Source organism: Oricola sp. (genome assembly GCF_022763245.1).
GTDB lineage: Bacteria > Pseudomonadota > Alphaproteobacteria > Rhizobiales > Rhizobiaceae > Oricola.
Genome location: NZ_JALEGV010000037.1, coordinates 18184 through 35270, shown reverse-complemented (window position 1 = coordinate 35270; position 17087 = coordinate 18184). Strand labels below are relative to the sequence as shown.

16 protein-coding genes are annotated in these 17087 nt (G+C 65.1%); 11 read left to right on the top strand and 5 right to left on the bottom strand.

Features of this window, described 5'->3' with window-relative positions; translation table 11 throughout:
• Window positions 1–1428, top strand: a complete 1428-nt coding sequence (locus tag MRY80_RS16720) for an FAD-binding oxidoreductase (RefSeq protein WP_293292193.1) — start codon at window positions 1–3, stop codon at window positions 1426–1428.
• A gap of 231 nt (window positions 1429–1659) precedes the next feature.
• Window positions 1660–2223 carry a DUF6101 family protein gene (locus MRY80_RS16715; RefSeq protein WP_293292192.1) on the top strand — a complete coding sequence of 188 codons (564 nt, stop codon included), beginning with the start codon at window positions 1660–1662 and terminating at the stop codon, window positions 2221–2223.
• A 6-nt stretch (window positions 2224–2229) separates the two neighbouring features.
• Here MRY80_RS16715 and ubiA read toward each other — a convergent pair whose 3' ends face one another.
• Window positions 2230–3198, bottom strand: coding sequence for a 4-hydroxybenzoate octaprenyltransferase (ubiA, locus tag MRY80_RS16710; protein WP_293292191.1), 969 nt, complete (start codon window positions 3196–3198; stop codon window positions 2230–2232).
• A 108-nt stretch (window positions 3199–3306) separates the two neighbouring features.
• On the opposite strand from ubiA, the gene purD reads away from it, so the two are divergent.
• From purD to MRY80_RS16695, 3 genes are all read left to right on the top strand, one after another.
• Window positions 3307–4590: a phosphoribosylamine--glycine ligase gene (gene purD, locus MRY80_RS16705; protein WP_293292190.1), complete on the top strand. Its 1284-nt coding sequence runs from the start codon at window positions 3307–3309 to the stop codon at window positions 4588–4590.
• Between the two features lie 115 nt (window positions 4591–4705).
• Window positions 4706–7435 (top strand): hypothetical protein, encoded by a 2730-nt coding sequence (locus MRY80_RS16700; protein WP_293292189.1) that lies wholly within the window; start codon window positions 4706–4708, stop codon window positions 7433–7435.
• A gap of 113 nt (window positions 7436–7548) precedes the next feature.
• The gene (locus tag MRY80_RS16695) at window positions 7549–7785 is read left to right on the top strand and encodes a DUF6455 family protein (protein ID WP_293292188.1); all 237 of its coding nucleotides are present in this window, start codon (window positions 7549–7551) and stop codon (window positions 7783–7785) included.
• A gap of 73 nt (window positions 7786–7858) precedes the next feature.
• On the opposite strand, the gene MRY80_RS16690 is transcribed toward MRY80_RS16695, so the two are convergent.
• The gene (locus MRY80_RS16690; protein ID WP_293292187.1) at window positions 7859–8668 is read right to left on the bottom strand and encodes a methyltransferase; all 810 of its coding nucleotides are present in this window, start codon (window positions 8666–8668) and stop codon (window positions 7859–7861) included.
• A gap of 5 nt (window positions 8669–8673) precedes the next feature.
• Window positions 8674–8895 carry a DUF2007 domain-containing protein gene (locus MRY80_RS16685; protein ID WP_293292186.1) on the bottom strand — a complete coding sequence of 74 codons (222 nt, stop codon included), beginning with the start codon at window positions 8893–8895 and terminating at the stop codon, window positions 8674–8676.
• Window positions 8896–9039: 144 nt separating this feature from the next.
• On the opposite strand from MRY80_RS16685, the gene MRY80_RS16680 reads away from it, so the two are divergent.
• The 4 genes from MRY80_RS16680 (at window position 9040) to moaB (ending at window position 13479) form a co-directional block, all read left to right on the top strand.
• Window positions 9040–10056, top strand: a complete 1017-nt coding sequence (locus MRY80_RS16680) for a polyprenyl synthetase family protein (protein ID WP_293292185.1) — start codon at window positions 9040–9042, stop codon at window positions 10054–10056.
• A 130-nt stretch (window positions 10057–10186) separates the two neighbouring features.
• Complete coding sequence (locus MRY80_RS16675) at window positions 10187–11971, top strand: tetratricopeptide repeat protein (RefSeq protein WP_293292184.1); 1785 nt, start codon at window positions 10187–10189, stop codon at window positions 11969–11971.
• A 51-nt stretch (window positions 11972–12022) separates the two neighbouring features.
• Window positions 12023–12925: a 4-(cytidine 5'-diphospho)-2-C-methyl-D-erythritol kinase gene (locus MRY80_RS16670; RefSeq protein ID WP_293292183.1), complete on the top strand. Its 903-nt coding sequence runs from the start codon at window positions 12023–12025 to the stop codon at window positions 12923–12925.
• The gene (moaB, locus tag MRY80_RS16665) at window positions 12922–13479 is read left to right on the top strand and encodes a molybdenum cofactor biosynthesis protein B (RefSeq protein ID WP_293292182.1); all 558 of its coding nucleotides are present in this window, start codon (window positions 12922–12924) and stop codon (window positions 13477–13479) included. Before MRY80_RS16670 ends, moaB begins: the two co-directional genes overlap by 4 nt.
• A 4-nt stretch (window positions 13480–13483) precedes the next feature.
• Here moaB and MRY80_RS16660 read toward each other — a convergent pair whose 3' ends face one another.
• Window positions 13484–14260: a hypothetical protein gene (locus MRY80_RS16660; RefSeq protein WP_293292181.1), complete on the bottom strand. Its 777-nt coding sequence runs from the start codon at window positions 14258–14260 to the stop codon at window positions 13484–13486.
• A 136-nt stretch (window positions 14261–14396) separates the two neighbouring features.
• Window positions 14397–14918, bottom strand: coding sequence for a glycosyl transferase family 2 (locus MRY80_RS16655; protein WP_293292180.1), 522 nt, complete (start codon window positions 14916–14918; stop codon window positions 14397–14399).
• A gap of 138 nt (window positions 14919–15056) precedes the next feature.
• Here MRY80_RS16655 and MRY80_RS16650 point away from each other — a divergent pair, with 138 nt between their 5' ends.
• On the top strand, window positions 15057–16220 hold the full coding sequence (locus MRY80_RS16650) for a PA0069 family radical SAM protein (RefSeq protein WP_293292179.1): 1164 nt from the start codon (window positions 15057–15059) through the stop codon (window positions 16218–16220).
• Window positions 16221–16407: 187 nt separating this feature from the next.
• The gene (locus MRY80_RS16645; protein ID WP_293292178.1) at window positions 16408–17082 is read left to right on the top strand and encodes a ribonuclease HII; all 675 of its coding nucleotides are present in this window, start codon (window positions 16408–16410) and stop codon (window positions 17080–17082) included.
• The last annotated feature ends 5 nt before the right edge of the window (window positions 17083–17087 follow it).

Sequence of the window (17087 nt, the reverse complement as noted above, 5' to 3'; positions counted from 1 at the left end):
ATGAGCGCACCGGACAACGACATCGTCGGTCAATTCGCGGCCATCGTCGGCGAGGCCAATGTGCTGACCGAAGTGGCGGACACTGCGCCCTATCTGAAGGAATGGCGCGGCCGCTGGACGGGCAAGACGGCCGCCGTGGTCCGGCCGGGATCGACGGTGGAGGTTGCCGCGATCCTGAAGCTGGCCAGCGAGACGGGGACGGCGATCGTGCCGCAGGGCGGCAATACCGGCCTCGTCGGCGGCCAGATCCCCGACGCGAGCGGCAGGCAGGTGATCCTGTCCACGTCGCGGCTCAATCGCATCCGTGAGATCGACCCGGCCGGCAACACGATCACGGTGGAGGCCGGCGTGGTGCTGCAGACCGTTCAGGAAGCGGCCATGGAGCACAACCGGCTGTTCCCGCTGTCGCTCGGCGCGCAGGGCTCCTGCCAGATCGGTGGCAACCTCTCCACCAATGCCGGCGGCACCGGTGCACTCGCCCATGGCGTGGCGCGCGACCTGTGCATCGGGCTGGAAGTCGTGCTGCCCACCGGCGAGGTGCTCGACGCGCTCAACAAGTTGAAGAAGGACAATACGGGCTACGATCTGCGCGACCTGTTCATCGGGGCGGAAGGCACGCTCGGCGTCATCACGGCCGCCGTCTTGAAGCTTTTTCCGAAGCCGGCCGGGCTCGCGACCGCCTTCATCGCCCTGCCCTCGCCGGCGGAAGCGCTGGCCCTGTTCGGCCGGGCGCGCGAGGCGGCCGGCAACGGCCTCACCGCCTTCGAACTGATGGCGCGCATTGGCGTGGAATTCACGGTGCGCCACGTCGACGGCGTGCGCGATCCTCTCTCCGACCATCATCCCTGGTACGTGCTGATGGAAATCTCCTCAGGCCAGTCGGAGGAGGACGCGCGGGCGACACTGGAGAGCGTGCTCGAACACGGCATGGAGCACGGGCTGGTGCTCGACGGCGTGATCGCTGAGAGCTTCCAGCAACGCGCCGATTTCTGGCGGCTGCGCGAGGGCATGTCGGAAAGCCAGATCCCCGAGGGCGGGTCCATCAAGCACGACATTTCCGTTCCCGTGGACCGCGTGCCGGATTTTCTGGCCGCGGCGGACAAGGCGGTGCTCGCGATCGAACCGGGTTCGCGCATCTGCGCCTTCGGCCATCTGGGCGACGGCAACATACACTACAACATCTCCCAGCCAGTCGGCGCCGACAAGGCGGTGTTCCTGACGCTGATCGAGGTCATCACACCGGCGGTGCATCGAATCGTCGGCGATTTCGGCGGATCGATTTCGGCCGAGCACGGAATCGGCCAGATGAAGCGCGACGAATTGGCGGAGGTGAAGCCGCCCGTGGCGCTCGACCTGATGCGTCGCATCAAGCGCGCCTTCGACCCTGCAGGCATCATGAATCCGGGCAAGGTGATCGTCCCCGATTGACCCGTTTCGGGACTCGCCTCGAATACGCCCGATCGCGGTTCCGATTTGCTAACCATTTCCCGGATCAGGCTTTTTTAACGCTGTTTCTTAGGCTGGCATCAGGGCACACCTCGTAATGTGACATCCACACCGGCGCCAAAAACAAAAAGACAGAGGCCGGCATGCAGGGACGAGAGTGACAGAGGCGAAAACGCCCGTAGCTCTCAGGGATGAACAGGTGAGGCGTCCAACATGGCTTCTGGCGTACAACCGGTCTGGGCCGGGCAGGAATTCAGGCTCGATCCGGCGAAGCTGCCGCAGAAACTGATCTACGCCACCCGCACCCAGGCGGGCGACGTGCAAATCACGGTCAACCAGAATGGTTGCGTGCTCAAGCGGCAGCTCGACGTGTCGGGCCTGCCCTTGAATATCGCCCTGCCGGTCAACGCCTTTTCGGGCGTCGCCGCGCGGGCCATGTATACGGGGCCGGAAAGCGTGCTCGTCACGCTGGAGCTGATGCACTCGGATCCGGAACTCACCGTGCCGCTCTATGTCGGCCACGATCTGGAAGGCATCGCCCGCGACTGGCAGCAATGGTCGGAGCTTCTGGGTCTGCCAATGCTCATCGTCGATGAAGACGGGGTCACCCGCACCCTCGACGAAAGCGCCCGCAACGTGATCAAGGATCGCAGCCATCCGCGCCGCCACCACGCCATGTTCGCCGAACGGCGTCCGCGCTTCCTGGCGCGCCGGCGCATGGGGTCTCTCGGCTGCCGCATGGTTCTCGACGGCGTCGAGATCATCGCGCGGGACTGAGCGGGATCAGGCGAGCGGCGCGGCCGCCAGCAGGCCCGCGAAAACCAGCCAGCCCAGAAACGAATTGGCCTTGAACAGCTTCAGGCACTGATCCGCGTCGTCGATGTCGAGCACGCGGATCTGCCACAGCATGTGCACCGCCGCGGCCGCGAGGCCGAAATAGGCCATGACCGGAACGCCGGCCGCGAACCACGCCCCCGCGAACAAGACCAGGCAGCCCGAATAGAGCCCGAAGAGCCAGGGCTTGGTGTTCGCGCCGAACAGCAGTGCGGTGGAGCGCACTCCGACCAGCGCGTCGTCCTCCTTGTCCTGATGGGCGTAGATCGTGTCGTAGCCGATCGTCCACAGGATCGCGCCTGCATAGAGCAGCGCCGGCGCCAAACCGACTTCGCCGAAGATCGCCGCCCAGCCCATCCAGGCGCCCCAGGAAAAGGCGAGGCCAAGGGTGAGTTGCGGCCAGTCGGTGATGCGTTTCATGAACGGATAGACGGCCACGACGGCAAGCGATGCGATACCGAACAGGATCGCGAAGAGATTGAACTGGATGAGCACCAGAAAGCCGACCAGCGCCTGAAGCACGAGGAACACCCAGGCCTGGCGCCGCGTCACCTGACCGGAGGGCAAAGGGCGAGAACGGGTGCGTGCCACCTTCTCGTCGATCTTCTGGTCGACCAGATCGTTATAGGTGCACCCTGCCCCGCGCATGGCGACCGCGCCGATCAGGAACAGGACCAGATGCCACGGATGCGGCCAGGGCGCGAAGGCGAGCGACGGATCGCCCGCACCCGCCAGGCCCGCGAGCGCCGCAGACAGCCAGCAGGGCCACAGCAGCAGCCACCAGCCGATCGGCCGGTCCCAGCGGGCAAGCTGTGCGTAGGGCCACTGGCGGCGCGGAAGGGCGCGATAGACCCAATGGCCCGACGGCGCGTCGGCGACCCGGCCCTGAGCTTCGCGTGACTGGATGGTGTCCTGCATGGCTGCACAGGTGACAAGGCAGCGGACAAAGGTCAAGGGCCGGCCGGTTGGACTTGACCCCCGGCGACCGGGGTCGTACCGCAGCCGCACCTTCCAATGGAGCGCGCCATGAATGTTTTGCTGATCGGATCGGGCGGACGCGAGCACGCGCTGGCCGTCAAACTGGCGAGCTCGCCGCTTCTCGAAACGCTCTTCTGCGCGCCGGGCAATCCGGGCATCGCCGAGACCGCCACCTGCGTGGTCGTGGACGTCGCCGACCACGCCAAGTTGATCGATTTCTGCCGGATCAACGGCGTCGGCCTCGTTGTCGTCGGACCGGAGGCGCCGCTCGTCGACGGGCTGGCGGATGCGCTGAAGGACGCCGGCATCGCCGTTTTCGGGCCGAGTGCCGCTGCGGCGCAACTGGAGGGCTCGAAAGGCTTCACCAAGGCGTTGTGCGACCGGATGGACATCCCGACCGCGGCCTATGGGCGCTTCAACAACGCACCGAAGGCGAAGGCCTATGTGCGTCAACAGGGCGCGCCAATCGTCATCAAGGCCGACGGACTGGCCGCCGGTAAAGGCGTCACCGTCGCGCAGACGCTGGAAGAGGCGCTCGCTGCGATCGAAGACTGTTTCGAGGGCGCGTTCGGGGAGGCCGGCGCCGAGGTCGTGGTCGAAGAATTTCTCGAGGGCGAGGAGGCGTCGTTCTTCTGCCTGTGCGACGGCACGACCGCCCTGCCCCTGACCACCGCGCAGGACCACAAGCGCGTCGGCGAAGGCGACACCGGCCCGAACACCGGCGGCATGGGCGCCTATTCGCCGGCCTCCATCATGACGGATGCGCTGATCGCGGAGGTGATGGAGAAGATCATCGATCCGACGATGCGCGGCATGGCGGAACAGGGCATGCCGTTCACCGGCGTGCTATATGCCGGCCTGATGCTGACCGCCGACGGGCCGAAGCTGATCGAATACAATGTCCGGTTCGGCGATCCGGAATGCCAGGTGATCATGCCGCGGCTGAAGGACGATCTGCTGGCGCTGACGAAGGCGGCGGCAGACGGAAACCTGGTCACATCGACACTCGACTGGAGCCGCCAGGCCGCGGCCACCGTGGTGATGTGCGCGCCGGGCTATCCCGCATCGGCCGAGAAGGGGTCCGTGATCCGGTTGCCGAAGGCGGCCGACCTGCCGGAGGGCGTCACGATCTATCAGGCCGGCACGGCTCAAAAGGACGGCGACCTCGTCGCCAGTGGCGGACGCGTCCTCAACGTGACGGCGATGGGCGACACGGTGACGGACGCGCTCGAACAAGCCTATCGCGCCGTCGACATGGTCGACTGGCCGGAAGGCTTTTGCCGCAGGGACATCGGCTGGCGGGAAATCGAACGCGAGACTAACCGTCCCTAGCACCCGCACGCAGCCTCGACCGAGCAAATCAAACAGAAGTTTTCTCGATACGGCGGTTGGCAAACCGGTTCTATTTTGCTGTCTATTCCGCAGGGGCGACAGTCTGGGGAATTTGATGACGCATCGTATTGCGGCGATAGCCTTCGCCTTTCTTGCCCTTCTTGTCACGTCCGCCTCAGTGCGGGCCGATCTGGTCAGCTTCACCCAGGCCGAGGCGAGCTATTTCAAGCTCCGCGCCTATTTCGACGAGCTGCAGGACCGTTTCGAGGCGGCCAACATCGGAACGGGCGCGGACCGGACCGCCTCGGCATGGGCGAACAACTGGCAATTCTATGACCGCGAACGCGCTCCGATGGGCGATGACATCGACGCGATGCATGGCGAGTTGCGGCGATTGCGCGACGCGGTGGGCGCGGAGACCGCAAACCTCGCCGACGCCCGCGCTCAACTGCGCCTGACCCGCAACGAAATGCAGGCCGTGCGCTTCGGCGACATCGGACCGGGGGACGCCGACGACATCGGCAAGGCGACACGATTCGCGAAGAAACTGGCGCTCAGTTTTCGCGAGCGGGAACTGGAACGCCGCGTGGCGGACGCCGAGCAAGACGTCAAATCGCTGCAGACCCGCTACGAGGCGCTCTACAAGCGCACCAAGGCGCGGTCGCCCAATGTCTATCAGCCGCTCTGGTCCGAGATCGAGACGGCGCGGAACAAGTTACTGTCCGAAAGGACATCCGCCTCCAACAACGGCACGGCACGACCGCTTGCGGGCGAACTGGCGATCGCGCGCGAGCGGCTCAACGCGGTTTCGGAGACCTATCTGAAGGAACTGCTGCAAATGCAGCCACCGCAACTCGTGCGGCTGGAAGCGCTCTACCCCGAGAGGCACTGGTATGTGGGCGAATGGCAGCCAGATGCGGAAGCGTCCCCGTCGCCAGGAGCCAAGACGCCGGAAGCCATGCGGCGCGGCTACGAGATGGCGATCGGGCAATTGACCGACGACATCGCGACGCTCGATGCCGAGATCGACGACCTGACGCGATTGCTCGACACGGTCGGCAAGGGCTGGCGGACGGCAGACCGGATCGCCCGGGAGTTCGACAACACCATCGTGCAATCGGACGTTCATCTGGCGATCGTGAACGGTGCGATCGAGGGCGCGGCCGTGGCGGGCGCCTTCTTCGCGACCGGGGGACTGTCGGCGGCCGCATCGCCCGGCATGATCGGCATGCTCGCGGGGCAGGCAGCCTCGGCGTCGTCGAGCGCCGCCAGGAAAGCAGCGGCCGGCGCGGGCATGGACGCCCTTCTCCGACAGGCGGGAGCCAGGTCGAAGCAGATCGCCGCCGAACTGATTGAGGCGACCTGGTCGGCGTCACAGAAGCCTTATCTGAAAACCGCAAGGGATCTGGCCGGCAGTGTGTTCCAGCGCTACGATTCTGCGCTTGCCGAGCGCGCGGCGTCGCATCTGGCCAAGGCCATCGCCGAGGTGGGACCGGTGAAGGCGGGCCTGACATATGCGGCGGGGCAGAATTACGGATTGCCCGGCTACGTCACGAACGCGTCGGCCGCCTTGATCACGGGGGCGGCGGGAGAGGACGCCTTCCAGAAGGCCGTGACCTATTCGCCCATCGTCATCAACGACGTGGTGGAAAGCGTCGTGACCAACGGCTTCGACGACTTCACCAACAGCTACCAGGTGGCCAAAGCCGCCGCGACGGGCACCACGGGGCAACTCGGCGCGGAGACGGTCGGTGGCGCCGCAGCGGCAGGGGTGGCGGTGGTGTCCACCTTTCTGAAGATCGGCACGACCGCGATCCATTCCGAACTGGTCGGGCAATGGACGCGCGAAATGCAGAAACACGCCGCCGAATCCGGCGTCCACAAGGCGCGTTATTTCGAACTGGTGGCGGCACGGCAGATGCTCGAGGACGACAGGGCCTTCAAGACGAGGTTGCGCGCCAGTTTCGAGGCCCTGAAGGAGGCGAATCCGCGCCGCCAAAAGCTGGCGCCGGACGCTCAACCGCTTCCACGCGACGATTTCGACAAGATCGGCCGGTGGTCTCTCACCGCGACCTTCTCGAGGCCCATCCTCGAGCCACCGCTTTTCCAGGCCGACGGCCTGACATTCGGGACCGCGCGTCCGCTGCATGGCGAGGCCGGAAAGGCCGCCCCTGCGTGGATCGTCGAGGTTGTCGACATGGGCGGCATTCCGGACGATGCGCGGGGGGTGCGTGTCAGCGTCGCGCTTTCCGGCAAGGAGCAGCCCTATGCACGGCTGGACGCCGATCCGGCAACTCCGCTGCAGCTTGCCGCCATCACTCGGGAGGGATGGCGCGGCTACGAGAATGGCGCGCCGGACACCAACCACGTGCTCCCGATCAATCCCGACGAAGCATGTTCCGGCAACACCGGAGACTGCAGCGACGAACAGGGAGTGCCGGAGTGCCCCGTTCAAACCGGAGCCGCCATTGCAGAGACGGTGATAGACAGCACGCAGACCTTCGTCGGTTACTATCATGACGGGCGGGACGTCGATTGGGGCCTATGCGCTTTCTACAATCCCGTCACGAGCACCTGCATGGACCGCACGGTTTCGGGCAACTTCGACGCTTTGTGCCTCGACGCGGACGGCAAGCTTCTGCTCAACTCCGCTGGCGAACCGTACAGTCCTTACGACAACGAATATTTGAGATTTCAAGACAATGCCGACGCTGCCCTTCCTTCGGGCTTTGGTGGCGATATCGTGTTTGAAGAGTTCGAACCTCCGGCCTTGCCCGGCGGGCTCTCATCGGACAGCCCGTTTACGCTCGACGACACCACCCTGCCCGCGCTTCCGCGGCAATAGGAAGGAGCTGCGGCCAGAAATATGAAATTACATATTTCCTTGTCATGGATCAAAGACTGTTCCCGGAAAGCTGCGATCTTTCTCGCGTCACGAGATTTCGAAAGGATCGCGTCATGGGGATTTTCGCCCGCATCAACGAGAGAATGGATCGCCAGGCCCATCTGATGGGCGAGATGATGAAGCGGCTCGACGTGAACACGGAAGCCGCGGCCGACGGCCTCGAAAGCGCGGCGCGGCGGTGCCTGATGTGCCGGGCAAGCGAAGAGTGCCAGCACTGGCTGGAAGGCAAGGGCGACACCGCGCCGGACTTCTGCCCCAACGCCGATCTCTTTGCCCTCTACAGCAAGTGACCGGCGCCCCGTTTGAGACGCTGACCCGCGCGCTCAAGGGCAAGGTTTAGCGCGTCTCACAGATGTCCTGACATCAAGCTTCGCCGCAACCGTCAAAGCGTTCGAGCGTCGCACGCCCGTTGGTGATGGCGTGGGCGCGGGCGGAGAATTTCGTGCCGCCATCCTCGTCATGCAGAAACAGCGGCGACGCGAATTCCATCTGCTTGCGGCTGCCCTTGATGCCGGTGACGACGATGCGGATAGCCGACTTGCCCGGTCGCGGATGGACCGGCAGGACCACGATCGCGCCGTAGCGGCCCCGCATCGCCTCCAGGATTTCGACGACGGATTTCGGGCGCGCGATCACCGACAGGCCGCCCCCCGGCCGGGCGATGGCGCAGGCCGTCTTGATCCAGCGGGCAAACAGATCCGCCTGCATGACATGAGCACCCGCCTTCTCCGCCTTGGGCGTGGCGCGGTCCTTCGGATCGTTGAACGGCGGATTGGCGATCACCCAATCGAAATGATCGCGCGGAAGGCCGGCCTCCTCGCGCGCCCTGCCGTCGAGCGCGACATCCGCCTCGACCACCGTCGCGCGATCTTTCAAATGTCCGTTGCCGTCAAGCGCCAGCCCGGCGCGGGCGCAGGCCGCCATCAGCGGCGATGTCTCATAGAGAACGGCGCGGGCCTGCGGACATCGGTCGAGCACGGAAAACGCGGCTGCCCCTGCCCCGGCGCCGAGATCGGCCAGCATGCCTGCAAAGCCGTCCGGCACGGCGGCGGCGAGAACCGTTGCATCGACGCCGGACCGATGCGCGCCTTCGGCCGGCTGAACAAGGTAAAAGCCACCGCGATGGAAGGCGTCGACGGTGGTCTCGACGCCCATGACGAGAGGCCCGTCCATGACGGTCAGCCTTTCAGTTCGTCTTCAAGCCCCGCATCACGCAGGATGCGCCGTGCCTGCTGAACGCGGTCGGCTTCGACCAGAACACGGCGCGGCAGGATGCCCAGCGAACCGTCGAGGATCGACATGTTCTGATCGGCCACGAGAAATCCGATGCCGGCCTCGCGCATCAGCGACTCCACGAAGGACAGCGTCACCGGATCATTTGTGCGCATCAATTCTTCCATGCGCCTGTGATAGGCCCCTGCCCGACCGTCAACAAGCCGCAGTTTCAACGAACAGTCAAAAAGACGTGTCCGTTGCGTGCCAATTCGCCGCTTGCCCGACCAAGGCTGAGTTTCTAATGTGGCGCCGCAATTGGAGACCAGGACTTGGGCGTCGTCATACCACTCGGTGAAAACAAGCCGGAAGCCGCGAGCATCGCCGCGCTTTCCGCACTCGTCAAAAGCGGCATGGAGCGGGTCAACGAACTGATCCTTTCCAAGGCAGGCTCCGATGTGGAGATGATCCCGGAAGTCGCCAATCACCTCATTTCGTCGGGCGGCAAGCGGTTGCGCCCGATGATCACGCTCGCCGCCGCCGACATGTTCGGCTATCGCGGCGAGGGCCACGTCAAGCTCGCCACCAGCGTGGAGTTCATGCACACGGCAACGCTGCTGCATGACGACGTGGTGGACGAGAGCGACATGCGCCGCTCCAAACCGACGGCGCGGATGATCTGGGGCAACCAGGCAAGCGTGCTGGTGGGCGATTTCCTGCTCGGTCAGGCCTTCAAGATGATGGTCGAGGTCGGTTCGCTGGACGCGCTGGACGTGCTGTCGACCGCCGCGTCCGTGATCGCCGAAGGCGAGGTCATGCAGCTCGCCGCGGCCAAGAACCTGGAAACCACCGAGGACGAGTATCTCGCCGTCATCAAGGCCAAGACCGCGGCGCTGTTCTCGGCGGCAGCGGAAGTCGGCCCGATCATCGCCGGCGCCTCGAAATCGGAACGGGCGGCGCTTCGCTCCTACGGCCTCAATCTCGGACTCGCCTTCCAGCTCGTCGATGACGCGCTCGATTATGGCGGCAACGCCAAGGACCTCGGCAAGAACACCGGCGACGACTTCCGCGAGGGCAAGATTACCCTGCCTGTGGTGCTGGCCTATCGGCGCGGCACCGACGCGGAGCGCGACTTCTGGAAGGCCGGCATCGAGAAGGGCGAGAACGGCAATCGCGAACTGGAGACGGCGCGCAGCCTGATGCTGAAATATGCCGCCCTGCCGGACACGATCCAGCGTGCGCGGCATTTCGGTGAGATCGCGCGGGACGCGCTGGCGCCGCTGAAACCGTCGCCGCAGAAGGACGCCCTGCTGGATGTGGTGGAATTCTGCATTTCGCGGGTGAATTGATCCGCATGGCGCCTGCCTTCCGGTCCGCCGGCGGGCGGCGTTGCGCGGGCATCATAAAATGGCCATGCTCGGGGCGTGGTCTTCGCCGCGATTCTGCGCTTTCGTACCGCAAACCCGGATTGGTGCCTTCATGAAACGATCTTTCGTCCTTCCCGCCCTGTTCCTCGCCGCCTGCCTTGCGGCGGTGCCGGCGTCTGCCGAGCGCGGACCGGACGAAAACCTGACGCCGGCCGATTCTCTCTCCGGCGCGTTCCTTGCCGCGGAAACGGCCCGTGCCGAGAATGATTTCGAGGCCGCGGTCACCTATTATTCCGAGGCGCTGCGCTACGATCCCGACAACATCGCGCTTCAGCAGGAGTTGCTGCTGGCGCTCGTGACCAACGGCCAGTTCGACGACGCCCTGCCGCTTGCCGAGCAGTTGCAGGACGGCTCTCAGATCGAGCGCGTGGCGCGGATCGTGCTCGGCATCGACGCCATTCGCGGCCGGCGCTACCTTCAGGCCGACAGCGCGCTCATCCTGACGCAGGAGAGCGATCTGGAGCGCCTTCTGACCGGCATCATGCGCGCCTGGGCGCGGTTCGGCGGCGGCGAGACCGACTATGCGCTAGAGCTTCTGGATTCGCTCAAAGGTCCGGAATGGTACACGCTGTTCACCGCCTATCACGGCGCGCTGATCGCCGACGCGGCCGGGATGCGGCAGCAGGCCGAGAACCGCTACACCGTCGGCATGAACAGCACCGCCGGCGGCAGCGCCTCGCCCCGGACCTATATCCGCATGGCGGAGAGCTATGCCGGCTTCCTCGCCCGCGGCGGCGAAACCGAACAGGCCACCGAAACGATCGCGGCGGCGCTCAAGGTCGCGCCGGCCAATCCCGCCCTGCTGGCCCTTGCCGGAGAGGGCGAGGCGCTCGCTTCCAAGGCCCTCCGGGTCGCCGATCCCGCGCATGGCGCGGCCGAGGTCCTGTTCAACATCGGCACCGCGCTCAACCGTGACGGCGGCGAAAGCTTCGCGGCGCTGTATCTGGAACTGGCCCGCACGCTCGCCCCGGACAATGCGCAGATCCAGTTCGAGCTGGGTGGCATCGCCGAACGGCTCGGCCTCGCCGAGCGGGCGATCAGCTATTACGACCGGATTTCCGAGGATTCGTCGTTCCGGCATCTGGCCGAACTGCAGAAGGGCCTCAACCTCGCCGACCTCGACCTGAACGACGAGGCGAAGGCGATCCTGTCGCATGCGGTCGAGACCCATCCGGAGGAGTATCGCGGCTACCTGGCGCTCGGCGGCGTGCTCGCCTCCCTGAAGGACTATGCCGAGGCCGCGGCCATCTACGAAAGCGCAATCGCCAACATCGACACCAACGACGCCACCTTCTGGCCCCTCTACTACCGCATGGGCATCGCCTATGAGCGCGTCAAGCAATGGGACAAGGCGGAACCGGCCTTCAAGCGCGCCCTGGAGCTCTCGCCGAACCAGCCGGACGTGCTGAACTATCTCGGCTACTCCTGGATCGACATGAACATCAACCTGGACGAAGGCCTGGAGATGATCCGCAACGCTGTCAGTCGGCGGCCGCGGGATGGCTATATTGTCGATTCACTTGGCTGGGCCTATTACCGCCTCGGCCGCTTCGAGGAAGCGGTGTTGGAGCTGGAGAAGGCGACCGATCTCAGGCCGCGCGACGCGATCATCAACGACCATCTGGGCGACGCCTATTGGCGGGTCGGGCGGAAACTGGAAGCGACCTATCAGTGGTCGCAGGCGCTGGGCATGGAGATCGAGCCGGCCGACGCCGCCAAGATCGAGGCGAAACTCGCCGCCTCCAACAAGCCGGGCGGCGTGCCGGAACTGGCCGTCAGCCAGATCGACGACGGCGACAAGACGGCCGCCTCGCCGGAAACCAACAATGGCGGCTGAGGCCGACCGGTTTCAGGGCTTCGCGATATCGCAACGAGCATCCAGTCTGACATGAAGATCGGCTGGATGCAGGCGCCGGCCAAGATCAATCTCGCGCTGCATGTGACCGGCCAGCGCGATGACGGTTATCACCTGATCGAGACGCTCGCCGTCTTCGCCGATATCGGCGACCGGATCGGCGTCAGAGCCGCTGCAAGCGACTGTTTCGCCGTAACGGGGCCTGAAGCGGCCGCTCTTGCCAACGAGGCGCCAGAGACCAATCTCGTCATCCGCGCCCGCGAGCTGATGCGCGCGATCGCGACCGGGGCCGGCAAGGAGGCGCCGCCGGTTTCGCTGACCCTGGAGAAGGCCCTGCCCGCCGGCGCCGGCATCGGCGGCGGCTCGGCGGATGCCGCCGCGACCCTGCACGCGCTGATGGCAGCCTGGAGCTGCGAAAGCCTTGCCGCGACGGTGGCGGAACAGGCGGTGACGCTCGGCGCAGACGTGCCGATGTGCCTCCTCTCGCGACCGCTGGTCGCACGTGGCATCGGCGAGGACGTTCAAGCGGTGGGAAATGTCCCGGCGCTGCACATAATACTTGCCAATCCGCGGCTGCATGTCGCGACGCCAGCCGTCTTTTCCGCGCTTGCGCAGAAGCGCAACCCGCCGCTGGCACTCGAGGACGCTGCGTCGCTACGCACGCCGCGCGAGTGGGCGGGCTGGCTGGCCGCGAAGACCCGCAACGATCTTGAAGCACCATCTATCGAGTTGGCACCCGAAATCGGCGCCTGCCTTGACGCCCTGCGCGCGACTCCGGCGCTGATGGTCCGCATGTCGGGCTCCGGCGCGACCTGTTTCGGCGTCTATGCGAGCGGAGCCGATGCAGCGTCGGCGGCGGCGACGCTCTTGCAGCAGCACCCGGATTGGTGGATCAAGGCATGCATGACAGGTCCGTCGCCGATGGAGAGAGCATGACCCGCCTGGACGAGAGCCGATCCTTCATTCCCGTGAGCATCGCCGTGCTGACCGTTTCCGACACCCGCTCGCTGGAGGACGACAAGTCCGGCGCGACACTGGCGGGCAGGATCGAGGAGGCCGGTCATGTGCTGGTCGAACGCGCCATCGTGACCGACGACCGCGACGCGATCGCCGCGCATGTGTCCGATTGGGCCTATCGCGCCGACATCGAGGTGATCATCACGACCGGAGGGACTGGGTTTACCGGGCGTGACGTGACCCCGGATGCGCTGGAGCCCCTGTTCGAAAAGCGCATGGACGGATTTTCCACGCTCTTCCACCGCATTTCCTACGACAAGATCGGCACCTCGACGATCCAGTCGCGTGCGACGGCAGGCCTGATGCACCAGACCTTCGTCTTCGTGCTGCCGGGCTCTCCCGGCGCTTGCAAGGACGCTTGGGACGGCATTTTGAAGGCCCAGCTCGACTACAGGCACATGCCCTGCAATTTCGTGGAAATCATGCCACGCCTCGACGAGCATCTCAAACGCGGCGGCGGCCGATCGGCCTGATCGATCAGCTTCCGCCGTCGAGCGCCACCTTGAGTTCCGCCGAGAGGCGTTCATAGGCGAGCGGCCTGAGCGCCCCCGGATCGCTGTAGGGGTTCGAAAACGAGTAGATGAAGAACAGGATCAGCCCGGTGAAGGCGGAGAAGATGCTCAGCAGCACGATGTTGTGCCGCCTTGGCGGAAAGGTGTGGTAGCCGACCGAAATGAGGATCACACCGGCGATCGCGGCGAACCAGAACATGCCCTGAATGGTGTTCGCCGCATGGTTCTCGCGCATGTCGCGCGTCTCGCCGATGTTGTGGATGCGGTCGAGCATGTGGGTGCGCAGGCTTTCTTCGCGCGGGGTCGCGGGGTTGAGATCGAGCACGCCCTGATAGGCATCCTCCCACCGCAACCATGCCGTTGAATCCAGACGGCCGGTATCGCCAAGCTCCTGCCACTCCTTGTCGATGACAATGTCCACATAGTCCTTCAGCGCGACCTGAACCGCGGGATCCTTGCCTGGACCGTAACGCTCCATGTCGAAGAACAGGTCGGCGATCGCGTTGGTCTCACGAGCGACCTCGGTGTCGAGTTGCTGGTACTCCACCATCTCTTGCGCAAAGACGAGCGCGAGGATGAGGCCGTGAAGGGCCGACACCCTGAAGATGACCGAGCCGGCGAGATCCTTGGTGTCGCTCGCCTGTTCCTTTCCTCCGAGGCGTCGCGCAACGGCATAGGACAGCAACGACAACGCCACCGTTGCGAGCATGAACACGAAACCCAGGAAAAAGAGTGTCAGCATCAGCCCCTCCCCGACATGTCGAATGCCTTCAGGCTAATGCAGAAAGAACCGCTGGTTTAGCGCCCCTTCGGGAAAAATTTCCGTCGGGTCAGGTACAAATGACACCATCCATGCGAAGTACTGCGCAACGCGCGGTCTAGCTTTTCGGCGCCATCTCGATTTCGGCGTCGAGCGGATTCACCGCCAGGCCGCGCACCAGATCTTCGGCACCGGCCGCTTCAGCGGACAGATTGGCCAACGCCTGTCGCCGGGAAATGAGAAGACCGGGCGCAAGCGGTCCGCGGCCGGCCGTGACCGGCCGAAAGATGCGCGTGAACCAGTTTCCGTTGGTCTTCGGCTTGAATTTGGCCGCCGCAGCATCGGGACGCATGATGTGGTCCATTACCGCGCCGTGCCAACCGTCCGCCAAACGGGCACCTGGCTCCAGCACCATCAGCCAGTCCGCGCGGGCCGCTTCGACGATACCGCGCAAAGGCGAGCCGGCCGCGACCACGGTGCAACCGGCCGCATCGGTGATCGACGCCGTCGAATCAGTGGAACCCGCGTCGATCACGACGACCTCGGCGACGTGCCCCTCGATGGCGTCATGCACCAACGGTGCGAGCGAACGTGCCAGGAGGATCGCCTGATTGTGTGTGAAAAACAGGATCGTGACCATTTCGCCCCCTGTCGGTCTGCCTAGCAGAGCCCCACCGGATTGCAAGCGCCGACAGTTTGTTCTTGCTATGTTCCGATTCAAGAGATAGGAATAAAGTCATCCCCGCAGTGATTCCACAGCGAACCGGAGGCAGACAGCATGGACGTGATCGCAGAAGCGGACCGGATGGCATTTTCCGGTTCGGCCGAACAGGGAACCGAGTGTGCCAATACGCTGATCGCACAATCCGGCCTGCGCATGCATGAGCAGCGCGCGCGCGGTCGTGCGAGTGCCGTCAATCCGTCCGGACGCTTCGAGCCGTTTGCGCGCAGCGTCTTCGACGACGGCTGGAACAGTTTCGAGGACCTGCCGCCTTTCAAGACCGAGGTGCAGATCGAGCAACCGCGCACGATCATCACGCGCAACAGTTCACCGGACATCTCTTTCGACCGTTCGATCAACCCCTATCGCGGCTGCGAACATGGCTGCGTCTACTGCTTCGCACGCCCGACCCATGCCTATATGGGGCTGTCGGCGGGCATCGACTTCGAGGCCAAGCTGTTCGCCAAGCCGGACGCGGCGAAGCTGCTGGAGCGCGAACTCGCCAAGCCGGGCTACCAGGTGCGCTCGATCGCCATCGGCACGAACACCGACCCCTATCAACCGATCGAGCGCGAATGGAAGCTGATGCGGGGCATTCTGGAGGTGCTGGAACGCCACAACCATCCGGTAGGCATCGTGACCAAATCGCATCTGGTGACGCGCGACATCGACATTCTGGCGCGCATGGCCGAAAAGGGCCTCGCCAAGGTGGCGCTTTCGGTGACGACGATGGATCGGCGGCTGGCTCGGACCATGGAGCCGCGCGCCTCTGCGCCGACGAAGCGGCTGGAGGCGATACGCATCCTGACGGATGCCGGCGTTCCAACCTCGGGCATGGTCGCGCCCATCATTCCGGGGCTCAACGAACACGAGATCGAGAAGATCCTCGATGCGATTGCCGGCATGGGCGCGCGTGAGGCGGGATATGTGCTGCTGCGCCTGCCGCTGGAGGTCGCGCCTGTCTTCAAGGAGTGGCTGCTGCGCCATTATCCGGAGCGTTACCGCCACGTCCTGTCGCTGATCCGCTCGATGCGCGGCGGCAAGGATTACGACGCCGAATGGGGCAAGCGGATGCGCGGGACCGGGCCTTATGCCTGGCAGATCGCGCGCCGTTTCGAACTGGCGACGAAACGTCTCGGCCTCAATACGAGCCGGCTTAAGCTGCGCACCGAGCTGTTCGTGCCACCGAAGCCGGAGACCGAACAGCTGAGCCTGCTGTAGGGCGGCTTTGAGAACCTGCGGGCGGTTGGGGCATCCCCTTTCCGACCTCCGGCCCGCCCGCTGGCAAGACCCCGACCGACGACTGCGCGTTGATGGCCCGCCCTGCCCTTCAACCCGCTTTGGCCGGGGTCGCTCCAGGGAGAATCGGGAGCGCGTGACCGCAATTCGTGGTATGTCGCGCCGCACCATGACAGCCACGAACACGCCTCCCGATTCTCCGCTCCTGCCGCTCGACGGCGTGGAGCTTCCCGCAAGTCCCGATTTCCGTCTGGAAGGCGCCTATTGGCAGGCCGGGTACAAGCATGTCGCGGGTGTCGACGAGGCCGGACGCGGCCCGCTCGCCGGTCCGGTCGTCGCCGCCGCGGTCATTTTGAACCCTGACGCGGTGCCCCGTGGGCTGAACGATTCCAAGAAACTGACGGCGCGGGTGCGCGAGCGCCTGCATGGCGAGATCCTGGAGGCCGCCTTGGCCGTCAGTGTCGCCAGCCTGTGCGCGGTCTCGATCGATGAAAGCAACATCCTGCGCGCCAGCCTGACGGCGATGCGCCGCGCGGTCGAGGGGCTGGCCCTGACGCCGGCCAGCGCCCTTTTCGACGGGCGCGACGTGCCGCCGGGTCTTGCGTTCGCAGTTGCGCCTCGCGCCGTGATCAAGGGCGACAGCCGGTCTTTGTCGATCGCTGCAGCGTCCGTGATCGCCAAGGTGACCCGCGACCGCATGATGATGCGGATCGGCCCGACCCACCCGCAATACGGGCTGGAGCGGCACATGGGCTATGGCTCCAAGGTGCATCGCGAAGCGATCATGGCGCATGGCGGCGTGGCCCGACTGCACCGCTTCACCTTCTCCCCGCTGAAGCCATGAAAAAG

What these genes read in the sequence shown, in the direction of transcription:
- purD (WP_293292190.1), top strand. Translation starts at nt 3,307, where the DNA reads ATGAATGTTTTGCTGATCGGATCGGGCGGACGCGAGCACGCGCTGGCC.
- MRY80_RS16715 (WP_293292192.1), top strand. Translation starts at nt 1,660, where the DNA reads ATGGCTTCTGGCGTACAACCGGTCTGGGCCGGGCAGGAATTCAGGCTC.
- MRY80_RS16690 (WP_293292187.1), bottom strand. Translation starts at nt 8,668, where the DNA reads ATGGACGGGCCTCTCGTCATGGGCGTCGAGACCACCGTCGACGCCTTC.
- MRY80_RS16720 (WP_293292193.1), top strand. Translation starts at nt 1, where the DNA reads ATGAGCGCACCGGACAACGACATCGTCGGTCAATTCGCGGCCATCGTC.
- MRY80_RS16645 (WP_293292178.1), top strand. Translation starts at nt 16,408, where the DNA reads ATGACAGCCACGAACACGCCTCCCGATTCTCCGCTCCTGCCGCTCGAC.
- MRY80_RS16655 (WP_293292180.1), bottom strand. Translation starts at nt 14,918, where the DNA reads ATGGTCACGATCCTGTTTTTCACACACAATCAGGCGATCCTCCTGGCA.
- MRY80_RS16660 (WP_293292181.1), bottom strand. Translation starts at nt 14,260, where the DNA reads ATGCTGACACTCTTTTTCCTGGGTTTCGTGTTCATGCTCGCAACGGTG.
- ubiA (WP_293292191.1), bottom strand. Translation starts at nt 3,198, where the DNA reads ATGCAGGACACCATCCAGTCACGCGAAGCTCAGGGCCGGGTCGCCGAC.
- MRY80_RS16700 (WP_293292189.1), top strand. Translation starts at nt 4,706, where the DNA reads ATGACGCATCGTATTGCGGCGATAGCCTTCGCCTTTCTTGCCCTTCTT.
- MRY80_RS16650 (WP_293292179.1), top strand. Translation starts at nt 15,057, where the DNA reads ATGGACGTGATCGCAGAAGCGGACCGGATGGCATTTTCCGGTTCGGCC.
- MRY80_RS16685 (WP_293292186.1), bottom strand. Translation starts at nt 8,895, where the DNA reads ATGGAAGAATTGATGCGCACAAATGATCCGGTGACGCTGTCCTTCGTG.
- MRY80_RS16670 (WP_293292183.1), top strand. Translation starts at nt 12,023, where the DNA reads ATGAAGATCGGCTGGATGCAGGCGCCGGCCAAGATCAATCTCGCGCTG.
- MRY80_RS16695 (WP_293292188.1), top strand. Translation starts at nt 7,549, where the DNA reads ATGGGGATTTTCGCCCGCATCAACGAGAGAATGGATCGCCAGGCCCAT.
- moaB (WP_293292182.1), top strand. Translation starts at nt 12,922, where the DNA reads ATGACCCGCCTGGACGAGAGCCGATCCTTCATTCCCGTGAGCATCGCC.
- MRY80_RS16675 (WP_293292184.1), top strand. Translation starts at nt 10,187, where the DNA reads ATGAAACGATCTTTCGTCCTTCCCGCCCTGTTCCTCGCCGCCTGCCTT.